The sequence below is a fragment of the Ventrimonas faecis genome, from assembly GCF_040096075.1.
Classification (GTDB): domain Bacteria; phylum Bacillota; class Clostridia; order Lachnospirales; family Lachnospiraceae; genus Brotaphodocola; species Brotaphodocola faecis.
This window is the reverse complement of record NZ_JBBMFJ010000043.1, coordinates 1-19,884: the sequence shown is the minus strand read 5'-3', so window position 1 is coordinate 19,884 and position 19,884 is coordinate 1. Positions and strand designations below refer to the sequence as shown.

Genomic DNA, 19,884 nt, shown 5'->3' with positions numbered 1-19,884 from the left:
CAATGGGATTTTTGCCTGCAAGCCCATGTTTTCATACGGTCAGCGCAGTGAATGCGCAGACCTACTGAACAGTTACGATTTCTTCAACACAGGTCCTGTGTGCGCGCCACCCGTTCTTTCCTCCTCTCTTCTCTGTTTCTGTATCCCCATACATTATACTGAAAACAAAAAAGAGAATTCCGCGCTCATGCGAAATTCTCTGCTTGTTTTTTCTTTCCGGAGCAGCACACAGTCGCATGAATCTTCCGGGTTTTCCCCGGTTCATGTAACTATGTAGTCAACTCTTTACGGCAGTTGGTAGAAACTCTGGACCCATTTCCAGAATATACATATCGTCACCTGTTTTATGAAGTTGTTGTTATTATAGCTTTTGAAACATGGAAAGTATACGGACAAAGCTTCTCAAAAAGCCCGGCACATTTCGGCATAATTGCTGATTTTTACATGTCATATGTCCTTTTCTTATACAAGTTTAACACTGTATTCAAAAAAAGTCAAATGTCCTTTTCTTCCGCAGTCCGAAGCAGTCCGGCCTGAATCGTCACACCAATGGCCACCGGTGCCATAGCCGCCACCGTTCCCATGGAAGTTCCATTATTTCCGGCTGACATGCGCGTCCAACGCGGCCTTCAGCTGTTCCATGGCCTTCACGACCGTAGCCCGCGGACACGCGATGTTGAAGCGCTCAAACTGTGCCGTCTCCGGTCCGAATACCTTGCCGCAGTCCAACCATAATTTTGCTTCCTCTACCATCAGATGTTCCAGTTCCTCATCGGTGAAGCCATAGCCGGAAAAATCCACCCAGGTCAGGTAGGTACCCTCCGGCTCCACAAAATGCGCCTTCGGGAAGTTCTCCTTCACAAACGCACGCATGTATTCCATGTTTCCGGTCAGATACTCCAGAAGCTCGTCCACCCACTGGGCTCCTTTTGTATACACCGATTTCACAGCCACCTGTCCCATCACACTTCCCTGGCTGTAGCCGGCTGCCGCGTTGGCTTTGCGGTATGCCGCGCGAAGCTCCGGATTCGGGATGATGATATTGGCCGGCTGGAATCCTGCCACATTAAAGGTCTTGCTGGGTGAGGTGTAAAGCACCAGATTCTCCTGATATTTCTCATCCAGAGTCATAAAACTGGTGAAATGATAGCCCGGATACACAAAATCACAGTGGATTTCATCGTCCATGATGATCACATGGTGGCGCAGGCAGATGTCTCCCATGCGCTCCAGTTCTTCCTTTGTCCACACGCGTCCCACTGGATTGTGCGGGTTGCAGAGCAGGAATAACTTTACCTGGTTTTCCACAATTTTCCGCTCAAAATCCTCGAAATCCACGGTGTAACGGCCATTCTCGTAGTGAAGCTGGTTATTGATGAACACACGCCCGTTATCCTCAATGACTTCCCGGAACGGATAATACACCGGCTGCTGGATAAGGATGGCATCACCTTCCTTCGTAAATGCCTTTACGCCGGTGGCAAGGCCGTACACAACGCCGCAGCCCACCGTCACCGTCTCCGGTTCTATATGGTAGCCATGACGGGTGAAAAACCAGTGGTCCAGGGCATCGTAATACTCCTTGTCCGGATCGGTGTAGCCAAAAATTCCGTGATCGATCCGCGCCCGGAAATCCGCAAGAATCTCCTCCGGAAGCTGAAAATCCATATCTGCCACCCACAGTGGTAAGAGGTCATCGCGCCCTTTGCGCTTCATGCCAAAGTCATATTTTAAACAGCTTGTTCCTGTTCTGTCTACTACTTTATCAAAATTGTATGTTTTTCCCATTGTCCAGTCCTTAGTCTTTTCCTATTTTCTTTCTGCTTCTGTGCCCTACGCCTTTCCGTTCCACTCACTGAGCTTATTTAAAGCTTCCTTGCTTCCGGAAATGTAGGCAATGTCACCTTTCTTAAACGCGTAATCCGGTGTAATGGTCTCGATCAGTTTTCCATCGTTCTCCACCGCGATGATGTTGACGCCAAACCGGCCGCGCAGGTTGGCCTCCACAACGGTCTTTCCCACACTGCGCTCCGGCATGATCATCTTGGAAATGTTCAGCTTCTCGCTTAACTGAATAAAATCCAGCATGCGGACTGCCTCCAGACGATGTGCCAGACGCACTGCCATGTCGCGCTCCGGGTATACCACCTGGGCGCCGATCTTCTCCAGAATCTCACCGTGTTCCATGCTGGATGCCTTGGAAATGACAGTCGGCACACCCAAACTTACCAGATTCAGCGTCGTCAGAATGGAAATATCCAGCTGTTCACCGATGCAGACCACCGCCACATCGCAGTTCTGCACACCAGTCTCTGACAGGGTCTTTTTGTCCAGTGCGTGCACCACATAAGCATTTTCCGTATACTCCCGCAGCTCCCGCACTTTTTCCTCTTCCTTATCCAGCACCACCAGATCTGCCCCGGCTGCTGCCAGCTCCAGAGCCAGCGCATGTCCGAAACGGCCAAGACCGACAATTCCGTAGGTATTCTTTTCATTACTTTTCTTTTTGAACATTCTGCTTTCCTCCATGTCCCATTTTCATTCCATGCCGGCATCTTTCACCTCTGCCGGCTCTTCCCATTTTCCGCTTATCCGATCGCGATATTTCCCTCCGGGAAGCTTACCCTCTCACCCTTGGTAAAATACCACAGGGACGCAATGGTCAGCGGTCCCAGCCTTCCAATAAACATGATCAGAATGGTCAGAAGTTTTGCCGCATCACAAAGTCCCGCGGAAATTCCGGTGGAAAGTCCGGCAGTACCAAAGGCACTGCTCATCTCAAACAGCGCATCCAGAAACGGAACACCCGGCTCTAAGATCACCAGAATGTAAGTTCCCGTCAGCACAATGCCAAGGGCCAGCAGCGTGATGACTGCCGCCTTGCGAAACGCGTCTGCCGGAACCGCGTAGCGAAATGCCTTCTCCGAGGTATTGGTAGCCGAAGAACGGATTCCCTCAAACAGCACATAACAGGTGGTGGTCTTGATACCGCCTCCGGTAGACCCCGGGGAAGCGCCGATCACCATCAGCACAATGACCGTCAGAAGTCCTGCGCCGGAAAAAGATCCCAGCGGAAATGTGGAAAATCCTGCGGTTCTTGCGGACACACTGGTAAAGAAGGCCCCCAGCCACGTAATGTCTTCGGTCAGCTTTAACAGCACCGTGCCTGCTGCCGTCAGCACCAGGCTCATAAACAGTACGACCTTAGTGTGCATGGAAAACTTTTTCCAGCGAAACCGTTTTTCGATGACTTCGCGAATCACCAAAAAGCCAATTCCTCCCAGAATAACCAGTGCGCAGGTTACCAGATTTAAGAACACATCATCCTGGTACGGAATCAGATTCTGCCCTCCGCCCAGAATATCAAATCCGGAGTTATTGAAGGACGCCACCGCATGAAACACACTGACTCCCACTGCCTTTAACGGCGTAAATCTTTTCCGGAATACCAGAAAGCTCAAAGCCGCCCCCACCAGTTCAAAAGTCACCGTGGTGAGAAATACCAGCCGGATAAATCGGATCACACCTTTTCCGGAATCCAGATTTGAAGCTTCCCGAATCAGGTTTCTGGCCTTTAAATTGACCTTTTTTCCCATAGCCAGAATCACGCCGGTACCAACCGCAGTTACTCCCAGGCCACCAATCTGGATCAGCATTCCAAGAAAAAACTGTCCAAGCGGGGTAAAGGTATCGCCCGCGTCCACCGTGAGAAGCCCAGTCACGCACACCGCGCTGGTGGACATATAGAGCGCGTCAATGTAGCGCACCGTAACCCCGTCCCGGATGCTGCAGGGCAGACTTAAAAGCACCGATCCGATCAGAATGACCAGCGCAAAACCCAGCGAAATGATCCGTACAGGGGACTGTCTCTTTAGAAAATTCATAATATCGCCTTTCTGTCAGATAAATTTACAAATTACGTAACTGTTCAGTACCCTCACAGTTACCAAATTACTAATGATTATACCATAGCCCCTTCTTTTATGGGATAAATTTTTCATCAACGGTTCTCTTCCTCCGACGCAAAGGCAATGAACTGCTCCATTTCCCGGGTCTTAAACTTATTTTTGTGGTAAAAGATCTGCCGGTACATGGAAATTTCCACGTTATCCACCTTCACGACCGCCAGCGTTCCCTCCCGGATCTGTTTCTGCACCGCAAACAACGGAAGGAAAGAAAGGCCGCGGCTCTGCTCCAGCATCTGGATGATAAAGGCTGTATCACTGATTTCCAGAACCGGAGACAGGGAGCGGTGGCAGGATGCCAGGTACTGATCCAGTGCCTGGCGGTAGTTCGCGTTTTTCTCCGTCAGAAAGAAAGGTTCCTGCAAAATCTCATCCAGAGTTTTGTGCCCGGTACACGCTTCTCTCCAACCTTCCAGCCCAGCGCACGGCACCGTTTCACCAGCTTTCCCGGTGCCAGGACTGCCCTCGCTCCAGAACGATGGGGATGCCACAAACACGATTGGTTCTGCCAGTTCCATGGCCTTCACCCAGTTTTCACTCCAGCGGGGCGCGTCCAGAATGTAGATCATATCCAAAAGATCATGCTCCATCATGCGGATCAGCTCCTCCGGTGTTCCCACCGTGATCTGAAATTTTACCTGGGGATAGCGTTCCCGGAACCGGCTCACAATAGCCGGGAATTTCGCCGTACACAGTGACTCAATCGTACCGATATGCAGCGGATTTTTCAGTTCCTCGTCCTCATGCATGGACAGGCGGGTGCGGTCCACCTCATAAAGGATGGTATTCGCGTGCTCTAAAAATTTCTGTCCCTGGGCCGTTAATACCACCTGCTTTCCCATCCGGTCAAACAGGCGCGTTCCCAGTTCCTTCTCCAGCATGCGGATCTGAACCGTCACCGCCGACTGGGAGTACCCCAGCTGAAGTGCCGCCCTGGAAAAACTCTGGAGCTGTGCGGCCTGAACAAAGGTCTGAAGCTGACGCAGTTCCATGATTGCATCCCTCTCTTCCTTATTTTAGAGTTTCTGTCTAAAACTTCACAATCAAAATTGAATTTTTTTCAACATACTCATGAAAACTATGAATTTGATTCATTCATATCACCATGATATAATGCTCCTGCGAAGACGTCAATCGCTATTTTTATGGAATCTGCACAAAGCTGTGACAGATTCGCGTGAACGATTAACATTTTTGTTATTGGAGGGAATTTACAAATGGAAAAAAAGAAATTTAAAATGGGGCTCGTGCCGAAGCTGATCATCGCGATCATCCTTGGTATCTTATTTGGCCAGTTTCTGCCGGAGGGCTTCTGCCGTCTTGTAGTTACACTGTCCGGATTTTTCAGTAACTTCTTAAAGTTCGTCATCCCGCTCATGATCCTTGCTTATGTGACCATGGGTATCGCAGACCTGTCACAGGGTGCCGGAAAACTGCTGCTCATCACCGTTGCTCTGGCTTACAGCTCCACGCTGATTGCGGGTTCCGCATCTTTCCTGGTTGCGGAAAGCCTGTTCCCAAGCTTCATGAGTGCTGACGCGCTTGACCAGATTGCGGCAACCGCGGAAGTATCCCTGTCTCCGTACTTCACCATCGCGATCCAGCCGGTCATGGATACCCTGTCCGCAGTAGTCCTGGCATTCGTCCTTGGACTGTGCCTGTCTTCCATGCGCGGAAAAGAGATCGGTGATACCCTGTACAACGCAATGAAGGATTTCTCCTCCATCATTGACAAGGTGCTTCACACCGTCATCATCCCGCTGCTGCCGCTCTACATCTGCGGTACCTTCACGGATATGACTATTTCCGGAAAAACCTTTGCGATCCTCGGCATCCTGTGGAAAGTATTCATCGTTGTAATTGCCATGCACTTAATCTGCATCACCATCCAGTTCATCATTGCAGGCTCCATCAGCAAGAAGAACCCGCTCACCCTGATCAAAAATCAGCTTCCGGGTTACGCAACTGCACTGGGAACCCAGTCTTCCGCTGCCACCATTCCGGTCAACTTACAGTGTGCAGCAAACGACGGTGTATGCGAGCAGATCCGTAACTTCGTGGTTCCGCTGTGCGCAAATATCCACATGGCAGGTTCCATGATCACCATTACTGCATGCGCTACCGCAGTCTGCCTCATGAACCAGCTGCCGATCAGCCTTGCTACTGTAGTTCCGTTCATTATGACCCTCGGCGTTGCCATGGTTGCTTCTCCGGGCGCACCGGGCGGATCCATTATGACTGCGCTTCCGTTCCTCTACATGGTATTTGGCACCACCGCTGGTGACCCTAACGGCCCGATCTGCGCGATCATGGTTGCCCTTTACATCACCCAGGATTCCTTTGGAACTGCCTGCAATATTTCCGGAGACAACGCAATTGGCGTTATTGTAGATACGATTTACCACAAATTCATTATCAAAGAAACTCAGGAGGCTTAAGATGTCATTTATCAGTGTTTTTGATGTTCTCGGACCGAACATGATCGGCCCCTCCAGCTCCCACACGGCAGGCGCTGCACGCATCGGTTTTCTGGCCCAGAAAATGATCGGCGGCGGTGTGGTCCGCGCAGACTTTACGCTTTATGGTTCCTTTGCAAAGACCTACCACGGTCACGGAACCGACCGTGCCCTCCTCGGCGGCATTATGGGATTCTCTACCGATGACATGCGCATCCGCAATTCTTTTGAGATTGCGCAGGAATCCGGTCTTGCCTATACCTTCACCCCGAATGAGACGGAGACTGAGATCCATCCGAACACCGTAGACATCTCGATGACCAATAAAAACGGTCAGTCCATGACCATCCGCGGAGAGTCCCTCGGCGGCGGAAAGGTCCGCATCGTCCGCATCAACGGCGTAAAAGTAGATTTCACAGGCGAGTACAGCGCTGTCATTGTGGTACAGCAGGACAAACCGGGCGTTGTGGCCCACATCACCAAGGTCTTAAGTGACCGCGGCGTCAATATTGCCTTCATGCGCCTGTTCCGCGAGGCAAAAGGCCATACTGCTTACACCATCGTAGAGTCCGACGGAAAGCTTCCGGAGGATGTAGCGGAAAACCTGAAAGACAATGTCAATGTACGCGATGTTATGGTCGTGCAGATCTAAGGAAAGGGAGGAACACAGAACATGGATTTTAAAAACGCGAAAGAACTTTTAGAATTGTGTCAGAAGCAGAATCTCCCGATTTCCGAGATCATGCTCCAGAGAGAAATGACCGAGGGCGAAATGCCGCGTGAGGAAGCACAGAGCCGCATGGCACGCGCCCTCGCGATCATGAAAGACTCCGCCCATACCCCGATCAAAACCCCGGTGCGCTCCATGGGCGGCCTCATCGGCGGAGAGGCAGGGAAACTGGCTTCCCATCAGGCAGCCGGACACGGCATCTGCGGTGATGTACTGGAAAAGGCCATTACCTACGCAGTCGCTGTTCTGGAAACCAACGCTTCCATGGGCCTCATTGTGGCTGCTCCGACCGCCGGTTCTGCCGGTGTGGTTCCGGGACTGTTCCTGGCACTGCAGGAATGCCACAGCTTCTCCGATGAAGACCTCCTCAAAGCCCTGTTCAATGCCGGTGCCATTGGCTACCTGGCTATGCGAAACGCCACCGTAGCCGGTGCTGTGGGCGGCTGTCAGGCTGAGGTCGGCATTGCCTCCGCCATGGCTGCTTCCGCGGCTGTGGAGCTGTTCGGCGGAAGCCCGAAGCAGTGTCTGGACGCTGCCACCATCGTACTTATGAACATGCTCGGTCTGGTCTGCGACCCGGTCGGCGGCCTGGTGGAATATCCATGCCAGAACCGCAACGCTGCCGGCGTAGCCAACGCCCTGATCGCAGCCGAGATGGCACTGGCCGGTCTTACCCAGCTCATCCCCTTCGATGAAATGTTAGAGACCATGTACACCGTAGGCAAACGCCTCCCGGCAGAACTGCGCGAAACCGCCATGGGCGGCTGCGCCACCGCACCGTCCGCGTGTGCGGCGTGCCATATGTGCAGTTAAGAAATTACGCAATATTTTTTACTGGGCGGTGTGCAGATACCGCTTTACATATCTCCCCGTATAGGATACCGGGTTCTCTGCCACTTCCTCCGGCGTGCCCTTCGCGATTACGGTTCCACCGCGCTCGCCGCCTTCCGGTCCGATATCAATGAGGTAATCGGCGGTCTTGATGACGTCCAGGTTATGCTCGATGACAATAACTGTGTTTCCGCCGTCGGACAATCTGCGCAGGATCTCCACCAGCTTATGAACATCCGCAAAATGCAGGCCGGTGGTCGGCTCATCCAGAATGTAGACAGTCTTTCCGGTTCCGCGGCGGCTCAGTTCTGTGGCCAGCTTGATTCGCTGTGCCTCACCGCCGGACAGCTGGGTAGACGGCTGCCCCAGACGAATGTAAGAAAGTCCTACATCATTCAGAGTCGCAATCTTCCGATAAATAGATGGAATGTTCTCAAAGAACTTCATGGCCTCTTCCACCGTCATATTCAGCACATCATAAATGCTCTTTCCCTTATATTTAACATCCAGCGTCTCGCGGTTGTAGCGTTTGCCTCCGCAGACCTCACACGGCACATAGACATCCGGTAAAAAGTGCATCTCGATTTTGATGATACCGTCACCGCTGCAGGCCTCACAGCGCCCGCCCTTTACGTTGAAACTAAAACGACCTTTATTATAACCTTTTGCCTTGGCATCCGGCGTAGATGCAAACAGGTCACGGATCATATCAAAGACTCCGGTGTAGGTAGCCGGATTGGAACGCGGCGTGCGCCCGATCGGGGACTGGTCAATGTTGATGACCTTATCTAACTGCTCCAGTCCTTCGATCTTCTTAAACCTGCCCGGAATGGTGCGGGCGCGGTTTAACTTTCTCGCCAGTTCCTTATACAGAATCTCGTTCACCAGGGAACTCTTGCCGGAACCGGACACACCGGTCACGCAGGTCATAATGCCCAGCGGGAAAGAAACATCTATATTCTTTAAGTTGTTCTCTGCTGCCCCGCGCACGGTAATCCAGCCAGTCGGCTGTCTGCGCTCCTTCGGCACCGGAATCCGGACGCGGCCGCTCAGGTATGCGCCAGTGATGGATTTCTCATTCTGCATGATTTCTTCCGCAGTACCAATGGCCACAACTTCTCCACCGTGTTCTCCTGCGCCCGGTCCGATATCCACAATGCAGTCTGCCGCACGCATGGTATCCTCATCATGCTCTACCACCAGAACCGTGTTGCCCAGATCCCGCAGATGGGTCAGGGTCGCCAGCAGCTTGTCGTTGTCCCTCTGGTGCAGGCCGATACTCGGCTCATCCAGAATATAGGCCACACCCACCAGACCGGAACCGATCTGGGTTGCCAGACGGATTCGCTGTGCCTCACCGCCGGACAAGGTACCAGTTGCCCGGGAAAGAGACAGGTATTCCAGGCCGACATTTAACAGGAAATCCAGGCGCGCCTTAATCTCCTTTAAAATCTGATGACCGATAGACTCCTGCATCGGAGTGAGCTTTAACTCATCCAGAAAAGCGCGGAACCGGGTAATGGAAAGCTCCGTTGCCTCATAAATGTTGATGCCGCCAACCGTAACGGCCAGAGAGCTGGACTTCAGACGCTGGCCCTTGCAGGCCTTACACGGCGTAATGCGCATAAAGGTCTCATATTCCGCCTTGGACGCCTCGGAGAAGGTCTCCTTGTAGCGGCGCTCCACATTGCGGATCAGGCCCTCAAACGCTACCGGATAGATGCCCTCACCGCGCTGACCCTTGTAGTACACCTTCACTTCTTTTCCATTGGTTCCATGCAGGATCACATCCTGGATTTCCTTCGGATACTCCTCAAACGGCGTATCCAGGCTGAAATGATACTCCTTGCACAGCGCATCTAAAATCGCGTGGGTGAAGCTGTTCTTGTCCGTACAGGACTGCCAGCCCATCACCACAATGGCGCCCTTGGAAATACTTAAGGACTTGTCCGGAATCATGAGGTCTTCATCAAATTCCATCTTATAACCAAGACCGAAACACTCCGGGCAGGCACCGAACGGGTTGTTGAAGGAGAAGCTTCGCGGCTCCACCTCCTCAATGCTGACGCCGCAGTCCGGGCAGGCAAAGCTCATGCTGAAATTCATGGGCTCACCATCAATCACGTCCACGATCATGAGGCCGTCCGAAAGTCCCATAACCGTCTCGATAGAGTCCGTCAGGCGCTTCTCAATGCCCTCTTTCACCACCAGACGGTCCACCACGATCTCAATGTTGTGTTTGATGTTCTTCTCTAATTTAATCTCTTCGGAAAGCTCGTACAGGTTTCCGTCAATCCGGGCGCGGACGTAGCCACTCTTGCGCGCCTGCTCCAGAAGCTTAACATGCTCACCCTTGCGTCCCCGCACCACCGGCGCCAGAAGCTGGATTTTGGTACGCTCCGGCAGCTGCAGGATCTGGTCCACCATCTGGTCGATGGTCTGCTTCTTGATTTCCCGGCCGCACTTCGGACAGTGCGGGATGCCGATGCGGGCATACAGAAGACGCATGTAATCGTAAATTTCCGTCACCGTACCCACGGTAGAACGCGGGTTGCGGTTCGTAGACTTCTGGTCAATGGAAATGGCCGGGGAAAGCCCCTCAATGCTCTCCACATCCGGCTTTTCCATCTGGCCCAGGAACTGCCTTGCGTAAGAGGAGAGCGACTCCATATAACGCCGCTGCCCTTCGGCATAGATCGTATCAAAAGCCAGGGATGACTTGCCCGAGCCGCTTAAACCCGTCAGCACCACCAGCTCGTTTCTGGGAATGTCCAGAGATATATTTTTCAAGTTGTGCTCATTCGCACCACGAATCTTGATATACTGCTTCGCCATGGCTGTAAAACCTTTCTTTTCTGATCCTCTTTAGTATGTGTCAGACAGAACTGATTATACCACAAAGGCGGAACACATGCAAACATTTGTTCGCACGCATTCCGCCTGTTTTTACATTGTTGCTGCCCTTGTTGCCGTCTCACTGTCGCCATGCCACACAGCGTCACATACCATAAAACGAATGGTGACACAAGGATCGCTATAACCATAAAAAAGAAGAACGCATCGCTGTGTTCTTCTTTTTTGGGATCAATCTTATTTTATTTATTAACTATTCTGCTCTGCTGCTGCACCATTCTCCTGTCCGGACTCTGCTGCCTGCATCTCTTCCGGCTTCGGCGCCTCAGCACGCTCCTCCGCATTTTCCTTTCCGGCATTCAGAATCTCCATGAATTCCTCACCGGTGATGGTCTCGCGCTCCAACAGATAAGCGGCAATCTCATTCAGCTTCGCTGCGTTATCTTTCAGGATCTGCATGGCCTTGGCATACTGCTGTTTCACAATGGAAACCACTTCCTCATCCACCAGTCTTGCGGTCTCCGGGGAGCATACCATGGAGGTGTCTCCGCCCAGATACTGGTTGTTTACCGTCTCCAGCGCTACCATGCCGAACTGGCTGCTCATGCCGTAGCGGGTGATCATGGCCCGCGCCAGCTTGGTGGCCTGCTCAATATCATTGGACGCACCTGTGGTAATGGAATGGAAAATGAATTCCTCTGCGGCACGTCCGCCGGTCAGGGTAGCGATCTTGTTTAAAGCTTCTTCCTTGCTCATGAGGAAGCGCTCACCCTCTTCCACCTGCATGGTGTAGCCCAGCGCACCGGAGGTACGCGGAATGATGGTGATCTTATGCACCGGAGCGCTATGGCTCTGGCACGCTGCCACCAGCGCATGACCAACCTCGTGGTAAGATACGATACGCTTCTCATTCATGGAAACAGCGGCATCCTTCCGCTGATATCCGGCAATGACAACCTCTACACTCTCCTCTAAGTCTGCCTGGGTCACAAACGCACGGCCCTGACGGACTGCACGCAGAGCGCCTTCATTAATAATATTGGCAAGCTCCGCGCCGCTGGCGCCGGAGGTTGCGCGTCCGATGGCGTCGAAGTCAATGTCGCTGCCCAGTTTTACATTCTTCGCGTGAACCTTCAGGATTGCCACACGACCCTTCAGATCCGGAAGCTCTACCGGAATCCGGCGGTCGAAACGTCCCGGACGAAGAAGTGCCTTATCCAGGGATTCCGGGCGGTTGGTCGCTGCCAGGATAACAACACCCTTGCGGCCATCGAAGCCATCCATCTCGGTCAGCAGCTGGTTTAAGGTCTGCTCACGCTCATCGTTGCCGGAGAAGCCGGAACCATCACGCTTCTTACCAATGGTATCAATCTCATCGATGAATACGATACACGGTGCCTTTTCGTTGGCTTGCTTGAACAGGTCACGCACTTTGGCCGCACCCATGCCGACAAACATCTCTACAAATTCCGAACCGGAAATAGAGAAAAACGGCACATGCGCTTCGCCCGCTACCGCTTTCGCCAGTAACGTCTTACCAGTTCCAGGAGGGCCTACAAGCAGGGCGCCCTTCGGCAGGACTGCACCGATATCTGCGTATTTCTGCGGGTTATGCAGGAAGTCTACGATTTCCTTTAATGCTTCTTTCGCTTCTTCCTGGCCTGCTACATCCGCAAAGGTCTTGCCGGTTTCCGTCTCCGCGTAAATCTTGGCATTGGACTTTCCAAAGGTCATGGCGTTTCCCATGCCTCCCATACGCTTTGCCATGCTCTTGCTGAGAATCTGCCCGATGACCACAAACATCAGGATTGGCAGAACCCAGTTAAAAATGAAATTCTGCAGCGGCGATGCCTGGGTCGGAATCTCTTCTGAGAAACTGATGCCAGCATTCTTCAGCCGGGCTGTCAGGTCATCATCCGGCCATAAGCCTGTCTTGTAAATCTTTAAGTTCTCCGAATTCAAGTTTTTCAGAGAAAGCTGGCCGTTCAGTGCCTGCTGCACATCCTGTGTCCAGAAACTAAGTTTGTCAGAGTCTCTCTTTACACCTGCGACCTCGCCCTTATCCAGCATCTCCAGGAACGTATCGTAGGTCACTTCTGTCACCGACCGTTCTGCCAGTGCCGGCATAACCAGCGCATTCAGCAGAATGGTGATCAGAAGGATGATTCCGTAGTAATAAAGCAGCTTTTTATTGGGCCGCTTTGGTCCATCTTCTTTCATACCCATACTGTTTCTCCTTTATGTCTTTTGTTCTTTGTAACTGGTGTAACATCTACCAGCTACATAATTTCCAGAATTGTTTCTTTTCTGTTCTATTTAGTATACAACAAGAGCGGAGGTTTTTAAACCCCCGCCCTTGTTAAAACTTTCTAAACTCTTTGTGTTCGTTCTGTGAACTTGCACCCCGTCCGCACGTTGTAAGAACCGTAATGTGCCACTGCTCCCACTAATCCGGAATGGTTGGAACTGCGTCCGCCGGAACCGGGCTCACAAAGCCTGCTGCCGTGCGCTTTTCAAACTCTGCCCGCGCCTCTTTTAATACTTCCGGCTGGTTGAACAGGTCAATGGCTGCTGCCGCCAGCACCTTTCCCGCATGAACCGCTGCCTTGTGGCCGATTTCTGTACGGTCACAGGAAACATTCTGCCAGCTATGTCCCGGGCATCCATTCGGCCATGCTGCCACATGGATCTGCGCAGTCGGCGTCAGCCAGCTCACATCGCCTACATCGGTAGAACCTGCCTTAAACGCATTTCCCTGATACAGCGGAGCCAGGAACGCGTTCATGGCATGACCACAGGCCCTCTGCATTTCCACAACCTGCTCCCGTGCGTTCTCATCATTGTCTGCTGCTACACCCGGGATATGGTCATTCCCTATATAGGTTTTAGAAAGAGCATCCGCAAAGTCATTTTCTTCATCCGTGTAAGACGGCACACCCAGTTCCTTATAATTTTCATAAAGCACACGCTCCAGCACAAAGTTGCTGATGGTGTCTGCCACACCGTCAATAAACTTCTTTTCAAAGGTTGTCTCTGTCATCAGCGCCGCACCCTGGGCAATCTTGTCCACGCGCTTCTGAAGCTCAACTGCCTCAGCCACATGGTTGGAGCGCACCATATAAAGTACACTCGCCTTGGCCTGCACCACATTCGGGCTGCAGCCGCCGGCATCGGTGATGGCATAATGGATTCTTGCCTTGTCGCTCATATGCTCCCGCAGATACTGCACGCCGGTGTTCATCAGCTCCACCGCATCCAGCGCGCTGCGTCCCTTCTCCGGTGCGCCTGCCGCATGGGAGGCAATCCCGTGGAACTTGTACTGGGTCTGAATGCATGCATTGGAGGAACCGGTGGCTACCTCGTTGACATCCTCCGGGTGCCAGGTCAGAGCCGCGTCCAGGCTCTTCCAGACGCCATCCCTTGCCATAAAGGCCTTGGCCGCGCCGCCCTCTTCGCCCGGGCAGCCATACAGGATCACGGTGCCTTCCACCTGATTCTGCTCCAGATAAGCCTTCACGCCGATGGCCGCCGCCATGGCACCGGCACCCAGAATATTGTGACCGCAGCCGTGACCGCTTCCGCCATCCTTCAGCGGCTTCTCCTCCGTGCATCCGGCTGTCTGGGACAAACCGGAAAGCGCGTCGTACTCCGCCAGAATGCCGATCACCGGACGTCCGCTTCCGTAGCTCGCAGAAAAGGCAGTCTCAATACCGCTGATGCCCTTTTCCACATGGAATCCCTCTTGTTCCAGCACCTCACAGTAAAGAGCTGCAGATTTGAACTCCTGAAGGGACAACTCCGCATATTCCCAGATATGGTCTGCCACATCACAGATCAGTTCTTTTCTGGACTCAATGGCCGCCAGGGCCGCTTTCTTTTCTTCTGTCATAATCTTCCTCCTGTCCGTCTCAAAAAACTGTTTTCCCGGTAACTGTTCAGTACCCTCACAGTTACGGGCAAAAATCCATTGAAAATTGCCTTCGGCAATGGGATTTTTGCCTGCAAGCCCATGTTTTCATACGGTCAGCGCAGTGAATGCGCAGACCTACTGAACAGTTACTTTTCCCGTTACATCTTACCACAAAAATCGAAAAAAGGCGCCGGGAAATTCCCGGCACCCTCGTCACATTCTTTATAAAACTTTCGCAAGAAACTCCTTCAGACGTTCATGCTTCGGATGATCGAAGATGTCCGCCGGTGTTCCCTCCTCCAGCAGCTTTCCATCGGCCATAAAGAGCACGCGGTTTCCAACCTCTTTCGCAAAGCCCATCTCATGGGTTACGACTACCATGGTCATACCCTCATGAGCCAGCTCCTTCATAACGTCAAGAACCTCTCCTACCATCTCCGGGTCCAGCGCGGAAGTCGGCTCATCGAAGAGCATCACCTCCGGCTCCATAGCCAGCGCCCGCACAATGGCAACTCGCTGCTTCTGACCACCGGAAAGCTGAATCGGATACGCATCCGCACGGTCTTTTAAACCAACACGGTCCAGAAGCTCCAGTGCTTTCTTCTCCGCATCCGCGCGGCTGACACCTTTGACCTTCATCGGCGCAAGCACCATGTTTTCCAGAATGGTCATATGCGGGAACAGGTTGAAGTGCTGGAATACCATACCCATGCGCTGGCGCAGGGCGTCGATGTCCAGTTTCACGGTCTTGCCGTTCTCATCCTGATATTTCTTCTTGGTGATATCCACACCGTTGAAGATGATGGCACCTCCGGTCGGCTCCTCCAACAGGTTTAAGCTTCTGAGGAAAGTAGACTTTCCGGAACCGGACGGTCCGATGACAGCCATCACATCACCTTTGTTGATGTTGACCGTTACGCCATCCAGAGCCTTGATGGTACCCATCTTGTAATGTTTCTTTAAATCTTTTACCTGAATCATGCTATCGTTTGTCGCCACGGCTCATTCTCCTCTCAAAATATGCAATGATCTTGGAAGTCGGGAAGCACAGGCAGAAGTAAATTGCCGTTGCCACCAGCAGAGGCTCCACGATAACAAAGGTTGCACCCTTGACTGCATTTACCGCAGACATAATATCCTGCACACCGATGGTGTACGTGATTGCAGACTCCTTGATGATAACAACAAACTCGTTGGCAATGGCCGGGAGAATGTTCTTCAGTGCCTGCGGGAAAATGATATAGCGCAGGTTCTGAGTCTGGGACAGTCCCAGGGAACGGGCTGCCTCGGTCTGTCCGCCGTCAATGGACTGGATTCCCGCACGGATGATCTCGCACAGATATGCGCCGGAGTTCATACCCAGAGCTACAACGCCCGGGAAGAAACGGCTGAACTTGATAAATCCAAATATCTGGAAGGACGGAAGCTGGACAATGCCAAACACGCCATAGTAGATGATAAACACCTGCACGATAACCGGCGTGGAGCGCAGAATCTCAACATATGCCGTTGCCAGGAAAGACAGCGGATTGAAGCGGCTGATCCAGACTAACGGACCGCCCTCCCGCATGTGACCGTCTTTATCAAGGCCCAGTGACCGGAACGGCCGGACATTGGACATTCTCATCAGTGCCAGTACCAGCGCAATGCAAAAGCCGATTGCAACCGTAAATACGGACAGCAGGACCGTTACAATGATACCCTGCTGAAACAGCTCAGCATACGGCGCAATTTTGGAGAAATTGCTCCATTGAACAAATTGACTCATCGGGTGCTCCTTTCAGTATTAGTTCTGAACGTTTCCGTTTTCGTCCAGAAGACCCTCGTATTTCTGACCTGCAGCAAGCTCGCCTGCGTCAGCGATGAACTTCTCAAGGCTGCCATCCTCTTTTGCAGCTGCGATTGCTTCGTTAACGCCTGCTAACAGAGCCTCGTTGCCCTTGCAAACGCCGATTGCGGAACCCTCGGCATCATACGGTACATCCATAACCAGGGTGAGTTCCGGATAGTTCTTCTGATAGCTCTTCGCTACATCAGTCTCGATGTAAGCAGCGTCCATCTTACCGGTCAGCAGCTCGGAAATGATGTCGGTAACCTTCGGCAGTCCAACGATATCAGCATCCGGGCTGTTGGTCTCTGCCAGATCCATCTGGATGGAACCAACCTGTGCGCCTACGGAAACTTCCGGCTTGTTGATTGCTTCAAAGCTGTTAAATTTCTCTGCGTTATCTTTTACGGTTACTAAGGACTGTCCGCCCATGTAGTACAGATCAGAGAAATCCATGATGCCCATACGTTTCTCATCCGGGGAAAGTCCAGCCATGCCAATGTCAACAGACTTGGTCTGCAGCTCGCTTAATACGCCATCGAAGTCAACGGTTACAACCTCTAACTCAAGGCCAAGGTAATCGGCGATGTACTGAGCCAGATCCATATCGAAACCAGACAGCTTCGGAGTTCCATCCTCACCGATTGCGTAGAACTCATACGGAGCGAAGTCCGGGCTGGTTGCTACGGTCAGCTTGCCAGGGGTAACCGTCTCGATATCAGCTGCAACTGCCTTGGTCTCCTCTGCGCTGCTCTCTTCTGCTACTGCCTCAGTTGCCTCGGTCTCAGCCTCGGTTGCTGCTGCAGTGGTCTCTGCCGGCTTGCTTCCGCCGCATGCGGTTACGGATGCTGCCATACATGCTACCATGGATAATGCCACGATTTTCTTCTTCATAATAATCCTCCTCTTTTGCGATTATTCATTCTGTAATGAATAATCTGCATAAATATAAACACATACTTAAACATTATAGCGAATTTCGGGAATTAATCAAGTGCCAGAAATTGAAAAAAGGAGGAAATTCGCAGATTCCTCCTTTTTTGTGCATTTTTTTCCGTTTTACTTAAGAAAATGAAGCCAGAATGTGCTCCGTAACCATCTTCGGAGCATCGATGACAAAGTCCGGATGGAACGCTTCCAGCTCTGCCCGGTCGCGGAATCCCCAGGTCACGCCTACGGTGTGCGCCTTTGCGTTGAGGCCGGTCTGCATATCGGTGTTGGTATCTCCAAAATACAGGCACTCCTCCGAGCTGCATCCAAACTGCTCCAGAATCCGGTTCACGCCCGCCGGATCCGGCTTCTTCGGAACATCGTCCTTCTGTCCGGCCACAATATCAAAATAACCTTTTCCAAAGACTGCTTCAATATTCTCCACGGTCCGTGCATGAGGCTTATTGGAAAGAACCGCAATGCGGATGCCCTGCGCCTTTAACGCCTCCAGCAGTTCCGGGATTCCCTCATAAGGCCGCACATGATAGAGACAATGCTCCGCAAACAGTCTCATATAAGCGGAAAGCGCTTCCTCATAATGAAGAAGTTCCCTGTCTCCGCTGTACTGCAGCGCACGCTTCACCTGCATCCGGTATCCATCTCCCACAAACTGTTTGATGTGTTCCGGATCCACCGGACCATAGCCAAACTCCTTCAACGTCAGATTGGTCGTGTAGGTCAGTGCGTCCAATGTGTTTAATAAGGTACCATCCAGATCAAAAATACAGCAGCGGATCATATGCGTTCCTCCCTTGGTTTTCTTTTTTCAGCATGTGCTTTTCGATCAGGCGAAAAATTTCACCCAGATGCCCTGAATGAACAGTCCCATGATCATGATCGGCAGAATGTATTTCACATAACCACGAATCCATGCTGGAACCCTTAAGCCGACACCTCCGTTTGCTTCAGCGCGGTATTTGTCAAAGCCCCAGCCGAAATCCCAGGTTGCAAACAACAGGTAAACCAGAGATCCCAGCGGAAGCAAAATGTTGCTCACCAGGAAATCCTCCAGATCCAGTACGGAACTTCCGGCGCCCAGCGGCTCAAATCCGCTGAGTACATTATACCCCAAAGCACACGGAAGAGACAGTACAATGATCAGGATCATATTGATCTTTGCGGATTTTTTACGGTCAATCTCAAACAGCTCCATGTCGCAGGCAATGATGTTCTCAAATACCGCGATAACGGTGGAGAATGCCGCACAGGACATAAACAGGAAGAACAGGCTTCCCCAGATCCGTCCACCAATCATGGAAATGAACACGTTCGGCAGCGTAATGAAGATCAGGCTTGGGCCGCTGTCCGGATTCACGCCAAAGGCGAAGCACGCCGGGAAGATGATCAGACCAGCGGTGATTGCTACGAACGTATCCAGAATTGCTACATTCACAGACTCTCCTAACAGCGTATTGTCTTTCTCCAGGTAACTTCCGAAAATAGCCATGGCACCAATACCAAGGCTTAAGGTGAAGAAGGACTGGTTCATGGCAGATACGATAACCTGGCCAATGCCTACCGACTTCATCTTCTCCACATCCGGAAGCAGATAAAACTTCAGGCCTTCCATGCCGCCTTCCAGAAATACACCGTGAGCAGCCAGAATGATCATCAGAGATAACAGACCGATCATCATCACCTTCGTGATACGCTCTACACCGGCCTGCAGGCCAAGAGAGCAGATCAGAATGCCCAGAATGACAACCACTGCCATCCAGAACACGTTAATCCCCGGGCTCGCCAGCATCTCCCCAAACATGCCCTGAACACCCTCGGTATCCAGTCCGGTAAACGCACCGGTTACAAAGCTGTAAAAATAATACAGCATCCAGCCCGCTACTGTGGTGTAAAACATCATTAATACATAGTTGCCCAGCAGCGCCACATAGCCATGCAGATGCCACTTGCTTCCCGGCTTCTCCAGTTCCTGGTATGCCTTCACCGGACTCTTGCGGCTGGCACGTCCAACAGCAAACTCCATGGAAAGAACCGGCACACCCATGATAGCCAGAAACAGCAGGTAAATCACAACAAAAATACCGCCGCCGTTCGCTCCTACCACATACGGGAAACGCCACACATTACCGATACCGATGGCGCATCCTGCAGACAAAAGCAGGAATCCCAGTCTTGATTGAAATGTTTCTCGTTGTTTCATGTTCTTCGTATTCCTCCGTTTTGTCTCTTTCAATATTTCAAGATAAGAAAAAAGGACGTTCTTTGAAGAACGCCCTTTCTTATCTCGAGAGCGCGAGACGGGACTCGAACCCGCGACCCCGACCTTGGCAAGGTCGTACTCCACCAACTGAGCCACTCGCGCA

The 19,884-nt window shown here is 52.0% G+C and carries 15 protein-coding genes, 1 tRNA gene and 1 riboswitch; of the genes, 3 read left to right on the top strand and 13 right to left on the bottom strand.

Annotated features, from left to right (window positions below; translation table 11 throughout):
- Window positions 1-254 precede the first annotated feature (254 nt).
- Window positions 255-351, bottom strand: a riboswitch (purine riboswitch).
- A gap of 243 nt (window positions 352-594) precedes the next feature.
- From WMO41_RS14865 to WMO41_RS14850, 4 genes are all read right to left on the bottom strand, one after another.
- Window positions 595-1,788: a MalY/PatB family protein gene (locus WMO41_RS14865; protein WP_349230424.1), complete on the bottom strand. Its 1,194-nt coding sequence runs from the start codon at window positions 1,786-1,788 to the stop codon at window positions 595-597.
- Between the two features lie 45 nt (window positions 1,789-1,833).
- Entirely contained in the window at window positions 1,834-2,514 is a 681-nt protein-coding gene (locus WMO41_RS14860) for a potassium channel family protein (RefSeq protein WP_349230423.1), read from the bottom strand.
- Between the two features lie 74 nt (window positions 2,515-2,588).
- Window positions 2,589-3,884 carry a TrkH family potassium uptake protein gene (locus WMO41_RS14855; RefSeq protein ID WP_349230422.1) on the bottom strand — a complete coding sequence of 432 codons (1,296 nt, stop codon included), beginning with the start codon at window positions 3,882-3,884 and terminating at the stop codon, window positions 2,589-2,591.
- A gap of 116 nt (window positions 3,885-4,000) precedes the next feature.
- The gene (locus WMO41_RS14850; RefSeq protein ID WP_349230421.1) at window positions 4,001-4,957 is read right to left on the bottom strand and encodes a LysR family transcriptional regulator; all 957 of its coding nucleotides are present in this window, start codon (window positions 4,955-4,957) and stop codon (window positions 4,001-4,003) included.
- 225 nt (window positions 4,958-5,182) lie between these two features.
- Between WMO41_RS14850 and WMO41_RS14845 the strand changes: the two genes are divergently transcribed.
- Genes WMO41_RS14845 through sdaAA form a run of 3 tightly spaced genes read left to right on the top strand, consistent with a single transcriptional unit; the run spans window position 5,183 to window position 7,964 of the window.
- Window positions 5,183-6,403, top strand: coding sequence for a dicarboxylate/amino acid:cation symporter (locus tag WMO41_RS14845; RefSeq protein WP_349230420.1), 1,221 nt, complete (start codon window positions 5,183-5,185; stop codon window positions 6,401-6,403).
- 1 nt (window position 6,404) lies between these two features.
- Complete coding sequence (gene sdaAB / locus WMO41_RS14840; protein WP_349230419.1) at window positions 6,405-7,073, top strand: L-serine ammonia-lyase, iron-sulfur-dependent subunit beta; 669 nt, start codon at window positions 6,405-6,407, stop codon at window positions 7,071-7,073.
- Between the two features lie 21 nt (window positions 7,074-7,094).
- Window positions 7,095-7,964, top strand: a complete 870-nt coding sequence (gene sdaAA, locus WMO41_RS14835) for an L-serine ammonia-lyase, iron-sulfur-dependent, subunit alpha (protein WP_349230418.1) — start codon at window positions 7,095-7,097, stop codon at window positions 7,962-7,964.
- Between the two features lie 18 nt (window positions 7,965-7,982).
- Here sdaAA and uvrA read toward each other — a convergent pair whose 3' ends face one another.
- The 9 genes from uvrA to WMO41_RS14790 form a co-directional block, all read right to left on the bottom strand.
- Window positions 7,983-10,817, bottom strand: coding sequence for an excinuclease ABC subunit UvrA (gene uvrA, locus WMO41_RS14830; protein ID WP_349230417.1), 2,835 nt, complete (start codon window positions 10,815-10,817; stop codon window positions 7,983-7,985).
- 267 nt (window positions 10,818-11,084) lie between these two features.
- The gene (ftsH, locus tag WMO41_RS14825; RefSeq protein WP_349230416.1) at window positions 11,085-13,061 is read right to left on the bottom strand and encodes an ATP-dependent zinc metalloprotease FtsH; all 1,977 of its coding nucleotides are present in this window, start codon (window positions 13,059-13,061) and stop codon (window positions 11,085-11,087) included.
- A gap of 220 nt (window positions 13,062-13,281) precedes the next feature.
- On the bottom strand, window positions 13,282-14,724 hold the full coding sequence (locus WMO41_RS14820) for a M20 family metallopeptidase (protein WP_349230415.1): 1,443 nt from the start codon (window positions 14,722-14,724) through the stop codon (window positions 13,282-13,284).
- 243 nt (window positions 14,725-14,967) lie between these two features.
- Window positions 14,968-15,744, bottom strand: a complete 777-nt coding sequence (locus WMO41_RS14815; RefSeq protein ID WP_494338479.1) for an amino acid ABC transporter ATP-binding protein — start codon at window positions 15,742-15,744, stop codon at window positions 14,968-14,970.
- Window positions 15,728-16,513 (bottom strand): amino acid ABC transporter permease, encoded by a 786-nt coding sequence (locus WMO41_RS14810; protein WP_349230414.1) that lies wholly within the window; start codon window positions 16,511-16,513, stop codon window positions 15,728-15,730. The genes WMO41_RS14815 and WMO41_RS14810 overlap by 17 nt, the downstream gene beginning before the upstream one ends.
- An 18-nt stretch (window positions 16,514-16,531) precedes the next feature.
- On the bottom strand, window positions 16,532-17,467 hold the full coding sequence (locus WMO41_RS14805; RefSeq protein ID WP_349230413.1) for a transporter substrate-binding domain-containing protein: 936 nt from the start codon (window positions 17,465-17,467) through the stop codon (window positions 16,532-16,534).
- A 169-nt stretch (window positions 17,468-17,636) separates the two neighbouring features.
- Window positions 17,637-18,302: an HAD family hydrolase gene (locus tag WMO41_RS14800; RefSeq protein ID WP_349230412.1), complete on the bottom strand. Its 666-nt coding sequence runs from the start codon at window positions 18,300-18,302 to the stop codon at window positions 17,637-17,639.
- 45 nt (window positions 18,303-18,347) lie between these two features.
- Window positions 18,348-19,721, bottom strand: coding sequence for a sodium-dependent transporter (locus WMO41_RS14795; RefSeq protein ID WP_349230411.1), 1,374 nt, complete (start codon window positions 19,719-19,721; stop codon window positions 18,348-18,350).
- Window positions 19,722-19,810: 89 nt separating this feature from the next.
- Window positions 19,811-19,883 (bottom strand) — tRNA-Gly (locus tag WMO41_RS14790).
- Between the last annotated feature and the right edge of the window lies 1 nt (window position 19,884).